The 19,631-nt window shown below is 62.3% G+C and carries 17 protein-coding genes; 6 read left to right on the forward strand and 11 right to left on the reverse strand.

Translation table 11 applies throughout. The annotated features are described in order from the left end of the window. From U0988_RS12530 to ccoN, 7 genes are all read right to left on the reverse strand, one after another. Window positions 1-1,652: heavy metal translocating P-type ATPase (locus U0988_RS12530; protein WP_322292964.1), on the reverse strand; the 1,652-nt coding region annotated here is incomplete at its 3' end. Further along, on the reverse strand, window positions 1,649-2,095 hold the full coding sequence (locus tag U0988_RS12535) for a FixH family protein (protein ID WP_322292965.1): 447 nt from the start codon (window positions 2,093-2,095) through the stop codon (window positions 1,649-1,651). The genes U0988_RS12530 and U0988_RS12535, both read right to left, overlap by 4 nt. Continuing rightward, window positions 2,092-3,570, reverse strand: a complete 1,479-nt coding sequence (ccoG, locus tag U0988_RS12540) for a cytochrome c oxidase accessory protein CcoG (RefSeq protein ID WP_322292966.1) — start codon at window positions 3,568-3,570, stop codon at window positions 2,092-2,094. The genes U0988_RS12535 and ccoG overlap by 4 nt, the downstream gene beginning before the upstream one ends. Next, complete coding sequence (ccoP, locus tag U0988_RS12545; RefSeq protein WP_322292967.1) at window positions 3,557-4,468, reverse strand: cytochrome-c oxidase, cbb3-type subunit III; 912 nt, start codon at window positions 4,466-4,468, stop codon at window positions 3,557-3,559. Before ccoP ends, ccoG begins: the two co-directional genes overlap by 14 nt. Then, window positions 4,458-4,622 (reverse strand): cbb3-type cytochrome c oxidase subunit 3, encoded by a 165-nt coding sequence (locus U0988_RS12550; RefSeq protein WP_322292968.1) that lies wholly within the window; start codon window positions 4,620-4,622, stop codon window positions 4,458-4,460. The genes ccoP and U0988_RS12550 overlap by 11 nt, the downstream gene beginning before the upstream one ends. Next, entirely contained in the window at window positions 4,619-5,386 is a 768-nt protein-coding gene (gene ccoO, locus U0988_RS12555) for a cytochrome-c oxidase, cbb3-type subunit II (protein WP_322292969.1), read from the reverse strand. Before ccoO ends, U0988_RS12550 begins: the two co-directional genes overlap by 4 nt. Window positions 5,387-5,397: 11 nt before the next feature. Then, complete coding sequence (gene ccoN / locus U0988_RS12560) at window positions 5,398-7,074, reverse strand: cytochrome-c oxidase, cbb3-type subunit I (protein ID WP_322292970.1); 1,677 nt, start codon at window positions 7,072-7,074, stop codon at window positions 5,398-5,400. A 280-nt stretch (window positions 7,075-7,354) separates the two neighbouring features. Here ccoN and U0988_RS12565 point away from each other — a divergent pair, with 280 nt between their 5' ends. Further along, complete coding sequence (locus U0988_RS12565; protein ID WP_322292971.1) at window positions 7,355-8,029, forward strand: OmpW/AlkL family protein; 675 nt, start codon at window positions 7,355-7,357, stop codon at window positions 8,027-8,029. Between the two features lie 43 nt (window positions 8,030-8,072). On the opposite strand, the gene U0988_RS12570 is transcribed toward U0988_RS12565, so the two are convergent. Then, window positions 8,073-8,798, reverse strand: coding sequence for a Crp/Fnr family transcriptional regulator (locus U0988_RS12570; RefSeq protein WP_322292972.1), 726 nt, complete (start codon window positions 8,796-8,798; stop codon window positions 8,073-8,075). Between the two features lie 214 nt (window positions 8,799-9,012). Here U0988_RS12570 and U0988_RS12575 point away from each other — a divergent pair, with 214 nt between their 5' ends. Genes U0988_RS12575 through U0988_RS12585 form a run of 3 tightly spaced genes read left to right on the forward strand, consistent with a single transcriptional unit; the run spans window position 9,013 to window position 12,694 of the window. Further along, window positions 9,013-10,926, forward strand: coding sequence for a DUF3604 domain-containing protein (locus U0988_RS12575; protein ID WP_322292973.1), 1,914 nt, complete (start codon window positions 9,013-9,015; stop codon window positions 10,924-10,926). Continuing rightward, window positions 10,926-11,717 (forward strand): peptidylprolyl isomerase, encoded by a 792-nt coding sequence (locus U0988_RS12580; RefSeq protein ID WP_322292974.1) that lies wholly within the window; start codon window positions 10,926-10,928, stop codon window positions 11,715-11,717. Before U0988_RS12575 ends, U0988_RS12580 begins: the two co-directional genes overlap by 1 nt. Beyond that, a complete protein-coding gene (locus U0988_RS12585) occupies window positions 11,714-12,694 on the forward strand; it encodes a HupE/UreJ family protein (protein ID WP_322292975.1) in 981 nt (326 codons plus the stop codon). The genes U0988_RS12580 and U0988_RS12585 overlap by 4 nt, the downstream gene beginning before the upstream one ends. A gap of 3 nt (window positions 12,695-12,697) precedes the next feature. Here U0988_RS12585 and U0988_RS12590 read toward each other — a convergent pair whose 3' ends face one another. The 3 genes from U0988_RS12590 to U0988_RS12600 all read right to left on the reverse strand — a co-directional run bounded on the left by U0988_RS12590 (window position 12,698) and on the right by U0988_RS12600 (window position 15,882). Continuing rightward, window positions 12,698-13,105 (reverse strand): hypothetical protein, encoded by a 408-nt coding sequence (locus tag U0988_RS12590; protein WP_322292976.1) that lies wholly within the window; start codon window positions 13,103-13,105, stop codon window positions 12,698-12,700. An 82-nt stretch (window positions 13,106-13,187) separates the two neighbouring features. Next, window positions 13,188-14,714: an MFS transporter gene (locus U0988_RS12595; RefSeq protein WP_322292977.1), complete on the reverse strand. Its 1,527-nt coding sequence runs from the start codon at window positions 14,712-14,714 to the stop codon at window positions 13,188-13,190. A 127-nt stretch (window positions 14,715-14,841) separates the two neighbouring features. Beyond that, entirely contained in the window at window positions 14,842-15,882 is a 1,041-nt protein-coding gene (locus U0988_RS12600; RefSeq protein ID WP_322292978.1) for a LacI family DNA-binding transcriptional regulator, read from the reverse strand. Between the two features lie 305 nt (window positions 15,883-16,187). On the opposite strand from U0988_RS12600, the gene U0988_RS12605 reads away from it, so the two are divergent. Further along, the gene (locus tag U0988_RS12605) at window positions 16,188-18,962 is read left to right on the forward strand and encodes a TonB-dependent receptor (RefSeq protein WP_322292980.1); all 2,775 of its coding nucleotides are present in this window, start codon (window positions 16,188-16,190) and stop codon (window positions 18,960-18,962) included. Between the two features lie 164 nt (window positions 18,963-19,126). Then, window positions 19,127-19,631, forward strand: a 505-nt coding sequence (locus U0988_RS12610) for a tryptophan 7-halogenase (protein ID WP_322292979.1), incomplete at its 3' end; no start/stop codon positions are given.

The following is a 19,631-nucleotide window of genomic DNA, read 5'->3' on the forward strand; positions in this document are numbered from 1 at the left end:
TCCAGCCCCATGGCGCCCAGAGCAGCGACCGCTAGTCCGGCGTCCGAGCGTAACCGGTCGGCGAAGGCAATCGGAACGCTCCGGTCGCCGATGCGCAGGCTAACCTGCGGGCAATCAGCGGTAACTTCCGCCCGCTCGAGCGCGACCTCCACACCTTCGTACAGACCGGTAACGCCGATCCCGCCCGTTTCGCGAATTTCCGCAACGGCGGCAGGTTTGAACCCGGCTGCGGTGAGCGAACGGGCAAGGCCGACGCTGAGCGGGTGGCGGCTCGTCTGCGCCAGGGCGAGCGCAATTTCAGGGTCGCCCCGCCCGAGACTGGTAATCTCTGCACGCAGATCGCCCAGCGTGAGGGTTCCGGTCTTGTCGAAGATCACCGCATCGACTTCTGCCAGCCGTTCCAGCGCGCTCCCGTCCTTGACCAGCAGTCCGCGGCGAATGAGCGCGCCCGATGCAACCACTTGCGCGGCGGGGACGGCGAGGCCCATGGCGCAGGGGCAGGTGATGATCAGCACCGCTATGGCAATGACCAGCGACTGGTGCCATCCGGCCCCTGCAATCATCCAGCCGACAAAGGCCAGCAGAGCGAGCGAATGCACAGCGGGCGCGTAGAGGCGGGAAGCGCGGTCGGCGATCCGGACATAGCGGCTGCGCGACTGGCCAGCCTCGTCCATCAGCCGGGCAATCTCCGCCAGCGCGGTATCGCTGCCGGTCTGGGTAATGCGAACCTCGATCGGCTCCATCAGATTGACCGTGCCGGCGTGAACGAGGTCGCCCGTTACCACCTGTTCAGGCGTGCTTTCGCCGGTCAGCATGGCGTTGTCGATCGTGCCGCAGCGGCTTTCCAGCACCCCGTCCGCCGCCAGCGCTTCTCCGGCGGCGACCAGCATCAGCATACCTGGCTGCAAATCTTCCGCTTTCAGCCGAAGGATCGAACCGTCCGCCTGCACCACACCGGCGCTCCGGCCCATGCGGCCAAGCAAGGCCCCGATGCCCGCGCGGGTCCGGTTGCGCATTGCCGCATCCAGCGCACGGCCCGCCAGCAGGAAGAACAGCAGCATCACCGCACTGTCGAAATAGGCATGTTCGCCGCCGATGAATGTCTCGTAAAGGCTGAGCCCGCCCGCCAGCAGCACGCCGATGGAGATTGGCACGTCCATATTGGTCCGGCGATAGCGCAGCGCCATGGCGGCAGACGCGAAGAACGGCCGCCCGGAATAAAGAATCACCGGCACGCCGATCAGGGCCGATAGCCAATGGAACAACTCGCGCGTCACTCCGTTCGCGCCCGACCAGACGCTGACCGACAGCAGCATGATGTTCATCATCCCGAACCCCGCCACCGCCAGCGCGCGCAGCAGGGTCCGGCTTTCGCGGCCATCCTGCGCCAGCGAGTTCGCTGCCACGGCCTGCGCTTCGAAGCCCAGTTGGCGCAGCTCCTCGACCAGCGCCTCTTCCGTCAGACGCGCGTCATGGCTGACCGCTACGCGCCGGGCGGAGAAATTCACCCGCGCGCTCGCCACCCCCTCCACCCCGCCAAGGCCGCGTTCGATTTTGGCGATGCAGCCCGCACAGCGCATTCCGGGCACGGTCAGCCGGGTATCGGCCAGCGGCATGGAACCAGCGGGTTCGAGGCTTGCGGGAGCGTTCATTCGATGCGCACTTCCCCGGTCCAGCGATCGTCCTGCGTGAGTATCGCGATCCGGGCGATCCACCGGCCGGAGGGCACCGACGCTGACGAGACATATTCGCCCGGCGCTGCGGAATTGAAGTCCAGATCAAGCGTTTCCGGCTTGCCCAAAGGACGGCGGAATCGCGCCGAAACATCCGCCCCGGCCGGAACGCCCGCGGTCACGATCCGAACGTTTCCGTCGGCCTGCCGCACTGCCTGCGCAGACCAGCCGAGCTGTTCCTGCTCCCGCGCGGCGCTCAGCCAGCCGTTGAACTTCTGGCTCGCGACATAGGAGTTTTCGACCACCACGCCGCCGAACCCGCGGACCGCCAGCGTCGCCATGAAGAAATTGACCCCGATGACCACGCCGAACCCGCAGATCATGACGGCCCACATATGCCGTCCGGTAAAGGGCTTGCTCATGGTTCTTCTCCCGGCGCGGAGAAGCGCGTTTCCACCAAATCCGTCTCCCGCTGTTCGTCCTGCGACGTCAGTAGGAAGGCAAAGTCCTGCGCCGCTGTCTCAGCCGGCACGATCACATAGGCGCGGACCGTCAGCGTCTGGTCCGCCGGTACCGTAACGATCTGCTTTGGTGCCGCATCGCCGCGCCGGATGGTGTCGGACCACATCACCGCCCCGGGCAGGCCCTCGACCGCGATTTCCATATCGCGCGGGCGGCTTTCCATATTGCGCAGCTTGAGCGTGAAGGAATTGCGCACCGAACCGTCACTCATCAGCATGAAGGGCGGATTGCGATCGGCCGAGACTGTCAGGTCGGTATGGCTTCGCACCCCGAGCGCGAACAGAAGGCCAAGCCCGATGCTGCCCCAGATGAGGGTATAGGCGATGGTCCGCGGACGCAGCAGCGTGCGCCACGGCGGGCGCGGCGTTTCGCCCTTCGCCTCGCGTTCGCAATCCTCCAGCGTCGCATAATCGATCAGACCGCGGGGGCGGCCCACTTCGGCCATTACCTTGTCGCAGGCGTCAATGCACAGCGCGCAGGTGATACATCCGATCTGCGCGCCTTCGCGGATGTCGATGCCGGTCGGGCAGACCGCAACGCATTGCATGCAGTCGATGCAGTCGCCGAAATCGTCGGGGCTCTTCTGCGCTTTCTTGACGCTGCCGCGCGGTTCGCCGCGCCAGTCCTTATAGGTGACGATCAGCGATTTTTCGTCGAGCATCGCGGACTGGATTCGCGGCCATGGGCACATGTAAATGCACACCTGCTCGCGCATGAACCCACCTAGAGTAACCGTGGTCAGGGTCAGGACGGCCACGGTGATATAGGCAATGGGCGCGGCCTGCGCGGTGAAGAAATCGCGCATCAGCGTGGGCGCATCGGCGAAATAGAGGATCCAGGCGCCGCCCGTGGCGAACCCGATAATTGCATAGATCGACCATTTGAAGCCGCGCTTGAAAACCTTGCCCCAGGTCCATGGCGCGGCGTCGAGCCGGATACGGGCGTTGCGGTCCCCATCGACGAAACGGTCGACGTGCTGGAACAGATCGGTCCACACAGTCTGCGGGCAGGCATATCCGCACCACGCGCGCCCGACCGCGCTGGTTACGAGGAACAGCCCGATCCCGGCCATGATCAGCAGGCCGGCCACGAAATAGAATTCGTGCGGCCAGATCTCGATGCCGAACATATAGAACCGCCGGTTCGCCATATCGACCAGCACCGCCTGATCGGGCGCGTAAGGACCGCGATCCCAGCGCAGCCATGGGGTCGCGTAATAGATGCCGAGCGTGACCAGCATGACGAACCATTTGAACCGGCGGAACGGTCCGTCGATCCGCTTGTTGTGGACCGCAGCACGCGCCTCGTAGAGCTTTTCTGGCCGCGCTTCGCCGCCCTGGTCGCCGGGGTTAGGCCCGGTGCTAAGGCTGTGCATCGACGTCGATCGCCGGATCCGCGGCAACCTCCACGAAATCTTCGCCCCCGCCGAGCGAGTGGACGTAGGCGGTCAGCATCCGGATCGTTACCGGATCGAGGCGACCTTCCCACTTGGGCATCACCCCCATGCGCGGATTCAGGATCTGGTTCCGCAAATCCTCACGGCTGCTGCCGCGGAGCCAAATTGCATCGTTGAGGCGCGGCGCGCCGAGTTCCCGGCTACCTTCTCCCGCCGCGCCATGGCAGGCGGCGCAATTGTCCGCGAAAGTCTGCGCACCGACCGGGTTCGCCTGCCCCTTGCCGCTGAGCGACAGGACATGCGTGATCAGCGCGTCCAGCTGCGCGGGTTCGAACGCCCCGGCAAACGGCGGCATCGTGCTGAACCGGGTTTCGTCGTCCCCCGCCTGGCGGATGCCGTGTACCAGCGTGAATTCGATCGCGCGCGGATCGCCGCCCCACAACCAGTCATCGTCGTTCAGATTGGGATAGCCGAGCCGCTGGCTGCCCGCTGCGCCGGACCCGTGGCATTGGCTGCAATTGACCTTGAACGCGGCCCTTCCGCCGGCAACCGCCTGGGCCATCAGTTCGCTGTCTTCGGGCAGCCGTTCGATCGGCGTGCGGGCGAGTGCTTCGCGCACGCTCACCTGCGCCAGGTCGGCTGCGGTCACTTCCTCTGCCAACTGCCCGCGGCTGGTCCAGCCGAGCACTCCCTTGGTCCCCTTGTTCACGAGCGGCCATGCGGGATAGGCAATGATGTAGCCGACCGAGAAAATGATTGTCAGGTAGAACGTCCACAGCCACCACCGCGGAAGCGGGGTGTTGAGTTCCTCGATCCCGTCCCATTCGTGACCGACGGTTTCGGTGCCGGTTGGCTCGTCGATGCGCCTATTGGCCATCCTGATCATCCTTGAAAATTGAGTGCGCAGCGGAATGGTTGTGGTGCTTCGCCCCAGGTCGGAACGGCCAGGCGCACAGCGTCAGAAATACGAACAGCATCGCGACCAGCCCGTAACTGTCGGCGAAATGCCGCAGGGTTTCGTATGCGGTCACCGGCCTTTCTCCTGCGCCAGTTCCTCCTGCGCCGCCGCGCTGCCGAAATCGACCAGTGTGCCGAGCATCTGGAGATAGGCCACCAGCGCATCCATTTCGGTAATGCGCGCCGGGTCACCGTCGAAATCGCGGACCTGGACCTTGGGGTAGCGCTCCTGGAATTCGGCCACATCGCCCGCCGCGTCGGGATCCGCCTGAAGCTGGATGTCACCCGCCGCCAGTTCGATGTCCCGGTCGGAATAAGGCACCCCGACCCGGCGCAACGCAGTCAGCTGAGCGGAAGCATCGGGAACCTCTAGTTCGGTTTCAGCTAGGAAACTGTATTGCGGCATCACGCTTTCCGGCACCACGCTCTGCGGATCGCGGAGGTGCTGTACGTGCCATTCATCCGAATAGCGGCCACCTGCCCGGGCGAGGTCCGGCCCAGTGCGCTTCGACCCCCATTGGAAGGGATGGTCATACATGCTTTCGGCGGCGAGGCTGTAATGGCCATAGCGTTCCACCTCGTCGCGGAAGGGGCGGATCATCTGGCTGTGGCAGGAATAGCAGCCTTCGCGCACATAGATGTCGCGCCCGGCCTGTTCCAGCGGAGTATAGGGGCGCATCCCCTCCACTTCCTCGATCGTATTGTCGATCCAGAACAGCGGCGCGATTTCTACGAGGCCGCCGATGGCGACGGTCACAAAGGTCGCCGCGGCCAGCAGCGTGATGTTGCGCTCCAGCTTCTTGTGGCCTGCAAATGGCTCTTTGACGGGATTGGTCATGGCTGCGCCCTCTATTCGGCCGGAACGGTGCTGGGGATGGGCTGGACGATCGGACGATCGGCATCCGGATCGTGGGGTGCGTCGGTCATCGGCGCTTCGTCGCGCAGATGGCCCGCCACGGTCATCCAGAAATTATACGCCATGATGACCCCGCCGCCGAGATACAGGAGGCCGCCAAACGCGCGCATGATGTACATCGGGTGGAGCGCGGCGACGGTGTCGGCAAAGCTGTTCACCAGATAGCCGTCCACGCCATATTCGCGCCACATCAGGCCCTGCGTGATCCCGGCGACCCACATGCTGGAGGCGTAGAAAACGATCCCGATGGTCGCCAGCCAGAAATGCCAGTTGATCATCCGCAGCGAATACATCCGTTCCCGCTTCCACAGGCGCGGCACCAGAAAATAGACGCAGGCAAAGGTGATCATGCCGTTCCAGCCAAGCGCGCCGGAATGCACATGGCCGATGGTCCAGTCGGTATAATGCGACAGGCTGTTGACGCTCTTGATCGACAGCATCGGCCCTTCGAAGGTGCTCATGCCGTAGAACGCCAGCGCCATCACCATCATCCGGATGATTGGATCGGTGCGGACCTTGTCCCACGCGCCGTTCAGCGTCATCAGCCCGTTGATCATGCCGCCCCAGCTGGGCATCCACAGCATGACGGAAAACACCATCCCCAGCGTCTGCGCCCAGTCGGGCAGCGCGGTGTAATGCAGATGGTGCGGTCCGGCCCAGATATAGAGGAAGATCAGCGACCAGAAGTGGATGATCGACAGGCGGTAACTATAGATCGGGCGGTTCGCCTGCTTGGGGACAAAGTAATACATCATCGCCAGGAAGCCCGCGGTCAGGAAGAAGCCCACCGCATTATGGCCGTACCACCACTGCGTCAGCGCGTCCTGCACCCCGGAAAAGGCGCTGTAGCTGCGCGAACCCAGAAAGCTGATCGGCACCGCCAGATTGTTGACGATATGCAGCATCGCGATCGTCAGGATGAAGGCGAGATAGAACCAGTTGGCGACATAGATATGCGGTTCGTGCCGACGCACCAGCGTACCGATGAAAACTACGGCATAGGCCACCCACACGATGGTCAGCCACAGATCGACATACCATTCCGGTTCGGCGTATTCCTTGGACTGGGTAATCCCCAGCAGGTACCCGCTGGCGGCCAGCACGATGAACATCTGGTAGCCCCAGAACACGAACCGGGCGAGGCTGGGAAACGCCAGCTGGGTCCGGCAAGTGCGCTGCACGACATAGAAACTCGTGGCGATCAGCGCGTTGCCGCCGAACGCGAAGATTACCGCGCTGGTATGCAGCGGCCTTACCCGGCCGAAATTCAGATAGGGTTCGAAGTTGAGCTGCGGAAAAGCAAGCTGCAAAGCGATGAACAGCCCGGCGAGGAAGCCGGCCATGCCCCAGAACATGGTCGCGATCACGCCCCAGCGGATGACATCGTCATCGTAGAGCGAGGGACCTTCGGGCATCCGGAAGAATCCTTGCGCCTTGCTCAGGGGATCAAAGCGCATGGCGCTCGTCACCATGAAGGCAAAGGCCACCACCGCGACAATCGTGGCATGCGCCGCGAAGCCCCAGTCGGCCGCTGTCGCAATGACGATTACCGACAGGAGGAATACCCCCAACCACAGGCCTGTGCGGCCAAGTGCAGCTTCCGCGCGCATTATAATCTCCGTCCGTTTGCGGTGCTCTATGGTGCACTGCGGGAGGCCGCTTTGATCCAGATCAAGAAGCTAAAAGATACCTAATGATGCAAAGGATCAACCGAGGGATCTCCAGGCTAAGCGCGCCGCACAGGTCTTATTTTTTCAAATATTATACCGCAATGCAGCGAATTTGTTGATCTGCGTCAATGATCCCCTGCGAGTGTGCCGTCAATAGCTGGCGCGCAACGCAAGAAACCTGGGCCATATGTGGTGGCCACTGCGTTGCCGGGAAAATGGAATGAAACTGCTGCATACTGTCTGTCTGTTCGCCTTGGGATCGCTTGCCGCATCGGGCACCGCGATGGCGCAGGACCGCGCCGGATCGGTCCAGGTCAAGGCGTTTGCCACCGCCGTATTGCCGGACGGGGAAATCACGAAATTCGAGACTGATCTTGTCGGTCTGCCGACGAACACCCAGACGAAAGCCAACGACAATGTCGTTCCCACGGTTGCAATCGAGTATTTCCTGACCAACAATTTTTCGGTCGAAACGATCTGCTGCTTGACCCAGCATGATGTCGATGGAACCACCGGGCTACCGGGCGCGGAGCTGGTTTCCGACGCGAAGCTCATTCCTGCGACATTCACCGCGAAATACCATTTCGACCTCGGCGCGATCAAACCCTATGTCGGGGCGGGCGCAGCTTATTTCATCTTCATCGATGAACAGCGCGGCGCGGCCACCATCCCCCTCGGCGTGACCGATTTCGATCTTTCGGACGAATTTGGCCTGGTTCTGCAGGCCGGTGCGGATTTGCCCCTCAACGACCGCGGTCTCAGCCTCAGCGTCGATGCGAAACGCTATTTCATCGATACGACCGCACGCTGGTTCGCCGGGGATACGGTTGCGATCCAGACCGAACACCGGCTCGATCCCTGGGTGCTCAGCGCGGGCCTGGCCTACCAGTTCTGACGCGTTTCAAAGCCATGATGCCGCGGCGGGCCTTGCGGCCCGCCTAGCTGGCGCGCTCGGCCAGTTCCTCCGGCCGAAGGACCGTTACTTCCCTTCGGCCGGAAATATCGATCAGTCCGTCGTTCTTCATTTTGGTGAACTGGCGGCTGACCGTTTCGATGGTGAGGCCGAGCACGTCGGCGATCTGTTGCCGGGACAGCGGCAGTTCGATCGTCTGCGGGCCGTCGGCCGGCACGAAACTGCAGGATGACGGGGCCAGGCGCTCCGTGGTTTCCAGCAGAAAACTGGCGAGTTTCTGTTCCGCATTCATCCGCCCGAGCAGCAGCATCCAGCGCCGGGTCCGGTCGAGTTCCGTCAGCGTACGTTCGAGCAGCTTATGCGACAGTTTCGGATGTTCGCGCGCGAAGCGGTCGAAATCGCTGCGCTGGAACACACACACCTGCGCTTCCGTCAGCGCTTCGACCCCGTAGGGTGTGGTCAGGCCGAACGGTCGGCCGAGAAAATCGGATGCATAGACCAGCCCCAGGATCTGCTCTTTTCCGTCCGCAGTCTGGGTCGAAAGTTTCAGCACGCCCTCGATGACATTCGCCACCAGCACGGCATCGTCGCCTTCCCAGAGCAGCTGCTCCCCCTGCGCAATTGTCTTGCGGCGTCCGATGGCGTTGAGCAGACGGATCTCCTCATCGTCGAGATCGGCACAGATGGCACGATTGCGGACAGTGCAGGCCTGACAGAAATTGAGGGCAGGGTCGCTTTGGGAAGCTTGCATTGGTGGTAATTAGATGGATTGGCACCTTTTGCCAAGCATGACGGAACTCCCGCTCTGTCGTGCGGCGGCGCTGGCGAGCGCAGTGCCGCAAGTGCGGCTTGTGGAGGACACATCCGCAGGTCGGCCAGTCTTGACCTGCAACCTGTTTCTGCCGCACGCTGCGTCCGCACACCGCAACGTCGGTGGCGCGAATACTTTGGGTGGGGGAAACGGGATGGGCAAGATCAGGATAATAGCTGCAGTCGGTGCGGCCGTCGCGCTTCTCGGAGCAGGCGGATACTGGCTTTCCCGGCCTGCGGTGATCGACCCAGAGGAAGTCGCCGAGGCCGAAGCGGCCATTGCGCTGACCGAATATCCCGAGACTGTCCTGTGGGGCGATACCCATCTGCACACCGACAATTCGATCGACGCGTTTGGTTTCGGTGTGCGCCTCGGGCCTGAAGACGCGCTGAAATTTGCGCGGGGCGACGAAGTCACCTCGACCACCGGGATCAAGGCGAAACTTGCCCGTCCGCTCGATTTCCTCGTGATCGCCGATCACAGCGACGGGCTGGGGGTGATGCGGCGAATCTACGATGCTCCGCGTATCGCCATTCGCGACGAAACGCTGCGCCGCTGGTACGACATGATGCACGAATCCCCCCAGCAATCCGCGCGCGCCACAGCGGAACTGATCTCCGCCGCCGGGGCGGGGACGCTGCCGGAAGCCATGATGGATCCGGACCGGCGCGAAGAGACCACCAGCGATATCTGGAACGACCAGCTGCGGGTGCTCGACCGCTATTACCGGCCCGGTAAATTTACCCCGCTGGCCGGGTTCGAATACACCTATCAGCCCGACGGCAACAATCTCCACCGGGTGGTCATGTTCCGCGACGGAATCGAGCGGACTTCGAAAGTCCTGCCCTATCCCGGACTGACCGAAGAAGTGGACGGGCTGTTCGATTACATGGATGCCTATGAACGCGCGACCGGCGGCAGGGTGCTCGCCATTCCGCACAATTCCAACCTCTCCAACGGGTTGATGTTCGAACTGACGGACGCCAGCGGAGGGCCGATGTCGGCCGAATACGCCCGCCGCCGTGCCCTGCGCGAACCCGTGGTGGAAGCGACTCAGATCAAGGGCGACAGCGAAACGCATCCGTTCCTTTCGCCCAACGACGAGTTCGCGGATTTCGGCAGGAAGGGCTGGGATATCGGTAATCTGACGCTGTCGCGGGCCAAGGCCGATCCGATGTTCGCCGGCGAATACCTCCGAGAAGCCCTGAAGCGCGGCCTGTCGATCGAACAGCGAACCGGAGTTAACCCGTATAAATTCGGGATGATCGGTTCGACCGACAGCCACACCTCGCTCGCCACCGGGGACGAGGACAATTTCTTCGGCAAGCACACCGGCAACGAACCGAGCGGAGTGCGCGCCAACGCGCCGCAGAACCTGGGGACGCAGGTTGGCCGCTTCGGCTGGAACTATCTCGCGGGCGGCTATGCGGCGGTCTGGGCGCGGGCCAATACGCGGGCGGAGATTTTCGACGCGATGATGCGGCGCGAGGTCTATGCCACCACCGGGCCGCGCATGGTGGTGCGGTTTTTCGGCGGGTTCGATTTCGCCGACAACGCGTTCGAGGGGGATTGGGTTCGCGCAGGCTACCGGAACGGCGTTCCGATGGGGGGCGAACTGGCGGACAGCGGCAAGGCGCCGCAGTTCCTGGTGTCCGCGCTGAAGGACCCGGACGGCGCCCATCTCGACCGGGTGCAGATCATCAAGGGGTGGACCGAGGCGGACGGGACCGCGCGGGAGAAAATCTACGATGTCGCGTGGTCCGACAGTGACAAGCGCCGCCGGGCAAATGGCAGGGTTCCGGCGGTCGGCGATACGGTGGACCGCAAGACGGCGCGCTACACCAATTCCATTGGCGCGGCCGAATTGCGCACGGTCTGGACCGATCCCGATTACCGAGCGGGCCAGCGGGCGTTCTACTATGTCCGGGTGCTGGAAATCCCGACCCCGCGCTGGCCCTTGTTCGACGCTTTGCGGTTCGACATGACCCTGTCGCCGGAAGCCATGAACGACGCTGTGGCGCAGGAACGGGCCTATAGCTCGCCCATCTGGATCGGACCTGCCGCCTGATGCCCCTGCTCGGCTGGACCCGCGAGCCGATCGTACATTTTCTGGCTGCGGCGACGGCGCTGTTCCTCTATTTTGCATGGGTGGGCGAACCGGCCGATCCGGCCAGCCGGACCATCACGGTCACGCGCGAAGACCGCGCGGCGATGGCCCTGCAATGGGAACGCACCATGCAGCGCCCGCCGACCGATGCCGAACTGGATACATTGGTGGAGATTTTCCTGCGGGAGGAAGTGCTTTACCGCGAGGCGATCCGCCTTGGTCTCGACCGTGACGATACTGTGGTGCGAAAACGTCTCGCCAACAAGATGGACTATCTTGCCGCCAGCATGGCCGAAACGTCAGCCGTGCCGGATGCGGCTCTGGCTGATTGGCTGCAGCAGCACCCCGAACGCTTTGCACCCGATGTGCGCTACAGTTTCGACCAGATGTATTTTACGGAGCGCGCCGCGGCGGCAGTAGCGCTGGCAGACGGCGCGGCGGAGGGCGAGGCGATTTCACTGCCACCGGCTTTCGACAACGCATCCCGCATTGAGGTGGAGGGCCGGCTCGGTCGCGCGTTCACCGGCGCGCTCGACACTCTGGAACCGGGCAGCGCATGGGCGGGTCCGGTCGCGTCGGGCTTCGGCTGGCACCTGGTCCGCCTCCGCACCCGCGCGGTTGGCGAGGCACCCGCGCTGGCCGACATCCGCACGGAAGTGGAGGCAGACTGGCGCAGCAGCACGGAAGCGCAGCGCAAGAAGGACGCCTATGAATTGCTGCGCAGCGCCTACCGGGTGACGGTGCAGAAATGAAACTGCTCGCCGCGCTGCTGGCGATGCTGCTGTGGCTGCCCGGCGCGGCCCGCGCCGATGAATTGCGGCCCGGCTATCTCGAAATGAGCGAGCAGCGCGACGGGGACTGGCGGATCGTCTGGAAACTCCCCCTCGCCCAGCCGCCCGCCGGGGCAATTCCGGTGCCGATCCTGCCGCAATCCTGCAGGTACCGGGAGGAACCGAAGCAGGGCTTCGTCGGCGGGGCGATACTCGGCAGCGGCGAAGCAATTTGTACCCGCAGCCTCGCGGGAGGGACGATCGCGGTGCCTGTGCTGGCGGGCCCCGGCGACACGCTCGTCCGGCTCGCGCCGCTGGATCAGCCGGTCCAGGTTCACCGGCTGACTGCCGCACAGCCCACAGCCACGATTACCGGCCCGGCCAGTACCTGGCAGGTCCTGCAGAGCTATTTCGTGATCGGGGTGGAACATATCCTCGCCGGGTGGGACCATCTGCTGTTCGTCATCGCGCTGGTCCTGCTGCTGCGCCGTCCCCGTGCGGTAGTGATCGCGGCGACAGCCTTCACGCTGGCGCATTCGGTAACCCTGGCCGCGGCGGCGCTGGGCTTCGTGTCGATGCCGCAGAAACCGGTCGAGGCGCTGATCGCGCTGTCGATCGTGTTCATGGCGGCGGAAATCCTGCGGAAGCCCGGCACAACGCCGAGCCTCACGCTGCGCTTCCCATGGGTGATCGCGCTGCTGTTCGGGCTGATCCACGGCTTCGGCTTCGCAGGCGCGCTGAGTGCGATCGGTCTGCCGCCGGGGGATATTGTCCCGGCGTTGCTGGCGTTCAATCTGGGCGTGGAAGCCGGGCAGATCCTTGTGGTCTTTGCCGTGCTGGCAGCGCTTGCAGCAATCCGCAAGCTGTCGCAGCCCGTATTGCAGACCGGCATCCGGCTGGCATCCTACGGCATCGGGATCACCGGCGCGTATTGGCTGCTCGACCGTATCCTGGTCTGAAGATCAGCCCACATCCTCGATCCGTGCGAGGACACGCCCCTCGCAGGTAACCGTGATGGCGCTGTAGCGCGGTGCGGCGGCAGGCCCGGTATAGGTCACTTCACTTGTGTCGAGCACCTGGGCAACCATCCCATCCGGCGGGGTCGCCAAAAGGCGCAGTTCGAAGGACGGAACCGCCGATCGGTCGAGCCTGCCCGCCTCCCATGCAAAGGTATAGGCGGGCGTGGGCATGGTGACCCGCCCGGTCACCGTCAGCTGGTTACGATCCGGATTGCCCGGCACCGAGGCAACATTCGCAGCCCAGCCCTCGCTTTCCAGGACACGGCAATTGTCTGCCGGTTCGTCCGAGACCGTTGTGCACCCGCCGAGAGCGAGCGCACCTGCGACGGCAAGAAATGCGAATTGTTGCACAGGCGTAATCCTTTGACCTAGTTTGGCTTCGGTGCCTCGGTTGGCGGTGAAGGATCGTCAGCGAACGTTACAATGTAAAGCCCTATATGCCCGCCCGCGCCGGAATGGCGGCGGCGACCCGCTGCATGGCGACGGCCGCGATCAGGAATGACAAGGCGGCAAACAGCATCGTCCAGATCGGTTCGCCCGGGAAAAACAGCTTCATGATCGATCCCATGATGGTTGCCACCAGCAATTGCGGCACCACGATAAAGATGTTGAACAGCCCCATGTAGATGCCGAGTTTGCGCTGCGGCAGGTTCGACGCGAGAATGGCGTAAGGCATGGCGAGGATCGAGGCCCATGCAATCCCGATCCCGATCTCGCACAGGATCAGCGCATAGGCATCGCGCAGCACAAAAAAGCCGAGGAATCCCAGCGCGCCCAGCACCAGGCAGATCGAATGGGTCGTCACCTGCCCGTACCTTCGCGACAGCACCGGAAGCAGCGCCAGGGCAGCGATGGCGGCGACACCGTTATAGACGGTGAACAGCACATTCACCCAATTGGCGCCTTCATTATAGGCCGCACTGGCGGTGTCGGTGCTGCCGAATACATATTGTGTGACCACCGGCGTGGTGTTGATCCACATGATGAACAGCGCGGACCAGCTGAAGAACTGTACTACCGCAAGGCGCTTCATGACCTCCGGCATACCCGAGAAGTCGCCGACGATGGAGGACAGCATATTCGCGGTCTTCCCCTGCTTCGACAGGCTGATCGCAAAGGCGCTGAGCAATCCGTAAACCGCCAGCAGGCCGCCCAGCAGGAACACTTCCTTCTCCAGCGACAACGGATCGACCGCCGCCGCGACGATGACCCCGAGCGCGACCCAGATCATGGCGGAAACGTATGTCTTGTCCGCGAGCGCGCGGGCCGCTGCGCCTTCGTCGACCAGCGCCGGACCTGCAAAGGAAGCCACCTCTTCCGGGCTGTACTCCGTGGTTGAAATGACCGTCCAGAACACGGCACAGAACAGCGCAATCGCGCCGAACCAGAAGCTGAATTTCACAGTGTCGGGCAGCTCGCCGGGGGCGGCAAGGTTCGAGACTCCCAACTGTTCAAGGAAGAAGGGGAAGATCGACCCGACAACCGCGCCGGTCCCGATGAAGGCGGTCTGTACCGCGTAGCCTGCGCTGTGCTGGTCGGTCCCCAGCATATCGCCGACAAATGCACGAAACGGCTCCATCGAGATGTTGAGCGAGGCGTCGAGCATCCACAGCATGACGGCGGCAAACACCAGCGGGGCGGCGATCAGCGGTGCCAGCGGCATCGCCAGCAGTGCCGCCGCGGCGAGCAGCGCGCCGACCAGGAAATAGGGACGGCGGCGACCGAAACGGGTCCAGGTCCGGTCCGAAAAATGACCGACAATCGGCTGCACGATGAGCCCGGTCAGGGGTGCGGCGGCCCACAGCCACGGAAGATCGTCCATGCTGGCCCCGAGCGTCTGGAAGACGCGGCTCATGTTCGCATTCTGCAGCGCGAAGCCGATCTGGATCCCGAAAAAGCCGAAGCTGATGTTCCACAGGCCCCAGAAACTCTGCCGTGGCTTGGCGCGCAGTTGATCCATCTTCAGACCCCTTCCCATGTCGCTGGCGGACTTGCGCCGCCTTCAAGCGTGCACGGCTGGCACGGCCGAGGGCCCGCGACAAGCTGCATACGAATGTGATGGGTTCATTTGCGTCTGCAGATTGCCTTCAGACTGACCCGCAAGTGCTCTCCCGGACAATCAGCTGGGCAGGCAAAGTCCGGTCGGGCAGCGGCGCATTTTCGATCCGGGCCAGCAGCGTATCAACCAGCAGCGCGCCCGCGTTCTTGGTATCCTGCATCAGGGTGGTAAGCGGCGGCCTCGTGACGCTCGCGGTCGAGATATCGTCGAAGCCGACGACTGCAACGTCATCCGGAACCGCCAGTCCTGCCTCCGCCAAGGCGCGGAGCGCACCGATCGCGATCAGGTCGCTGCCGGCGAACAAGCCGTCGAAGGATACGCCGCGGGCCAGCAAAGACCGCGCGGCGCGGTAGCCTTCTTCCTCGGTCGTCAGCGCGTCCAGCCGCAGCCGTTCGTCGAAGCCTAGCCCCGCCCGGTCCAGCGCATCGCGCAGCCCGCGATAGCGGTCGGCAAATTCGGGATAATGTTCGTCCGCCTGGCCCAGAAATGCGATCGCCCTTCGTCCCAGACCCAGCAGATGTTCGCCCGCCATTCTGCCGGCACCGAAATTGTCCGATCCGACGGTGGCACCGATATTGTCGTCCCCCACCGAACCCCAGCGGACGAAATGCGTCCCCTGCCGGACCAATTGTTCCAGCCGGCTTTCGTAAAGCGAATAGTCCCCGTAACCCAGCAGGATCAGCCCGTCGGCGCGGTGGCTGTCCTGATAGCGGACGTGCCAATCGTCCTCCATCCGCTGGAACGAAATCAGCAGGTCCAGCCCGCACGATGCACAGTGGCGGGTGATCGAACCGAGCATCGCCAGGAAGAACGGATTGATCATGCTTTCGTCAGGCGTGGGATCTTCGAACAATAGCAGGGCCAGCGTGTTCGATCGCTGGGAGCGCAGGGACGAGGCATTCTTGTCGACGGTGTAATTGAGATCGCGCGCGATGTGCTCGATCTTCTCGCGCGTGGCCGCGCTGACCGATCGGTCCCCCCGCAAGGCGCGGCTGACAGTTGGCTGGGAAACGCCCGCCAGATAGGCAATGTCAAAACTTGTCGGTTTACCGGTGGGTGTTCGACCCATTTTTTGCTCCCGAAGCGGAGTTAGCACAGATTTATTTTGCGGGCGAAAGCTATCTTGCACGGGGAACTACACCTCTCCGTGTGATGCATTTGCGTGACACCTCATCATGCTGCGCTGCACAAACATACGTATGCTGGCTATCGCTGCCCAATTCTTACCTCCTAAAGCAGAGTTGAAAAGCAGCTGCCCGTGGGCCGCGCTGGCTTTCCAATGAGAACAATCGAGCCGTTGGCAACACGGCGGGACTGGGAGACGACGACGTGGTAAGACGTAATTTTCTGACGAACGGAATCAGTGGATCCGCCATGGCGCTGGCGCTGGTCGGCGGCTTTGGATCAACCGCCGCGCTGGCGCAGGACGCCCCCGAACCGGTCGCGAGCGAAGCCGAAGCGGAGGACGAAGGCGAAGCTGAACAGGACGGCGTAATCGTCGTTTCCGGTTTCCGCCAGTCGCTGGAAACTGCCATCAATCTGAAACGCTCCAGTCCGGTCATCGCAGAGGCGTTTTCCTCAGAAGACATCGGCAAGCTGCCCGATGTGTCGATCGCAGAAACACTTGGTCGCCTGCCCGGTCTCGCCGTTCAGCGCGTCGATGGCCGCGCGCAAAGCCTGTCGATTCGCGGCCTTGGCCCCGATTACTCGACATCGCTCCTCAATGGGCGCGAGCTCGTTTCGTCGGGCGACAATCGCGGCGTAGAATATGATCAATATCCTTCCGAATTGATCGACCAGGGCATAGTATACAAGACACCCTTCGCCGGCCTGATCGGCCAGGGCCTGGCCGGAACCGTCGATCTGCGCACCATCCGCCCGCTTTCCAAATCGGACCGGATCCTTGCAGTCAGCGGACGTATGGAGTTCAACGAAGACGGTTCGCTGAACCCCGATGTTGACGGTTGGGGTTACCGGGCAACCGGGACCTATGTCGATCAGTTCGCTGACGATACCCTGGGTGTCGCGGTCGGCGTGGCGTATCAGTCTTCTCCAAGCCAAGTTGAGCGGTTCAATGCCTGGGGATACCCGGATGATGCTGGATTTGCAGTACTCGGCGGAATGAAGCCCTTTGCACGTTCGGTCGATCTTGACCGTCTGGGTGCGTTCGGAACTATCGAGTGGGAACCGAGCCCCGAATGGAATACCTCAATCGACGTGTTCTACGCCGATTACCGTGAACGTATTCCGCAGCGCGGCATCGAATTCCCGTTCAACCCGGGCTGGGGTGCCGGCACCGAAATCACCGCGAACAGCGGTGGCGATTTCCCCGATAGCGTAACATTGACCGGCGTGCGCCCGGTTGTTCGCAACGATTTCGATCTCCGTGATACGACCACTTTCGCCGGAGGGTGGAACACCAAATATGAAAATGACGATGTTATCCTGACGCTGGATGTTTCTTATTCCAATTCGGATCGCCGCCTGCAGCAGATCGAAACCTATTCAGGCCTTGGCTTTGGCGCCGCAGGGACGCTGCCATCGGACACGGTCACATACACGCGCAATTCGAGTGGTTTTCCTTACAGCTTTACCAATACCATCAATTATGCCGACACCAGCCTGATCAGCCTGACCGACCCACGTGGCTGGGGCGGCGGGCGCAATATCGTCCAGACCGGTTTTATCAACGACACTGAAACCGAAGATGAATTGTTTACCGTCCGCGGCGAAGTGATTGGTATAGTTGAATCCGGGTTGATCGATCAACTGGTTGCCGGATTTGCTTACAATGATCGTTCCAAGGCGCGTAACATCACGCAGAACTTCCTCAGCCTGGCTGGTGGAACTTCAACCAATCCCAATGATCCGGGTGCGATACTTTCGGCACCGATTCCAACGAATGCCCTTTTCGAACCAACAACCGCGCTGGGCTTCCTGGGCTTTGGCCCGCAAGTGGCCTATGATCCCTTCGCTCTGCTGAATGGCGGCACATATGTGCTGACAGACATTCAGAGCTCGGACCTTCCCTTCCCGGGCGACTGGGTTGTGAACGAGAAGGTCTATACCGGCTATCTGCGTGCTGATCTGGCATCGGATCTGGGCGGCGTGCCGATGACCGGTAATGCCGGTGTCCAGTTGGTATTCACAGATCAATCGTCAAGCGGCTTCGACTCACCCGGCGGTATTAATGCAGTACTGACCCCGGTCACTGCAGGCGACAAATACGCGCATGTTCTGCCGAGCGTGAACCTGACCTTTGAAATCGCAGACGATATGAAGCTGCGCCTGAGCGCTGCCCGCACACTCGCCCGCCCGCGCATGGACCAGCTCAACGCATCGTCCAATGCGTCGATCAGCGCGTTGCCCCAAGGGGCACTAAACTCGATCTTCTCTGCAAGTGGCGGCAATCCTCAATTGCGCCCCTATGTGGCTGATGGCATCGATGCCTCTTACGAATGGTATTTTGCTGACGGCAAAGGCTATCTGGCGGTCGCCAGTTATTACAAATGGCTGGACGACTTCGTTAACCCGAGCTCTTCGGTAATCCGCGACTTCGCCTATCTTTTACCAACGCTGAGCGCAGCGCAGCGGGCAATCGTCGATGCAACCACGACGCTGGGCTTCGCAAGCGCACCGGATAATGGCGCAGATGGGCACATCTTCGGTGTCGAGGCCAGCTTGCTGCTGCCATTTGAAGTGATGGCGCCTTCTCTGGAAGGTTTAGGTTTTCAGACCAGCGTATCTTACACAGACAGCGAACTAACCGTTACTCCGCTTCAGGGTGATTCATTTGATGTGGCGGTTCCCGGCCTATCCAAATGGGTGGTAAACTCGACAGCATTCTTCGAGAAATCCGGTTTCGAGGCACGCCTAAGCCACCGCTTCCGTACATCCTTCCTGGCGGAGTTCATCGGTATCTCGGCCTCGCGTAATTTCCGCGAGACATATTCCGAATCGATCTTCGATGCGCAGATTGGTTACCGTTTCGAAGACGGCTCCTCGCTGGAAGGTCTGTCGGTCACGCTGCAGGCGCTCAACCTGAGCGATGAACCCTTCGTAAGCTTCCAGAACGGCGACCGGGATCAGATCATCGACTACGAACGGTATGGCCGCACCTATCTGGTGGGGGCCGCGTACCGCTTCTGATATCGACAGTAGGGCGGGGCGATGGTCAACAGGGTCAATCGCCCCGCCCCTGCCGTTTTGCAGAAGCATCTGTCTCCGGGTGTGACTATGAAGGCTACTATTTCACGCGGCGCCGACTGAAGGATTAGGGGCTGAAGAATTAGGGGCGGAAAGGTTACGGGAAGATGGACCAGAAGCTCATGCGATATTTGATCGTCGGCGGCGGCACAGCAGGCTGGATGGCAGCCGCCGCGCTCGCCCGCTTCACGCCGCCGGGAACCGTGATCGAATTGGTCGAGAGTGAGGCGATCGGCACGATCGGCGTGGGCGAGGCGACAATTCCGCAGATCCACCTTTTCAACGGTGCGCTGGACATCGACGAAGCGGATTTCCTGCGCGAGACCAAGGCCAGTTTCAAGCTGGGTATTGAGTTCGATGGCTGGCTGCGAGACGGCGAGGCATACATGCACGCCTTCGGCAATATCGGCCGCAGTGCGGGGATGCTTCCATTCCAGCATTACTGGTTGCGGGCGCAGAAGCTAGGCTTTGCGAAACCGCTGCAGCGCTATTCGCTGAACGAATTGGCGGCCCGCACCATGCATATGCGGATTGGCCGCCGCACACCGCAATCGCCCGAACTGCCCTACGCCTATCATTTCGATGCCGGGCTCTATGCCGCATTCCTGCGCC

Source organism: Allopontixanthobacter sp. (assembly GCF_034376665.1).
Taxonomy (GTDB): domain Bacteria; phylum Pseudomonadota; class Alphaproteobacteria; order Sphingomonadales; family Sphingomonadaceae; genus Allopontixanthobacter.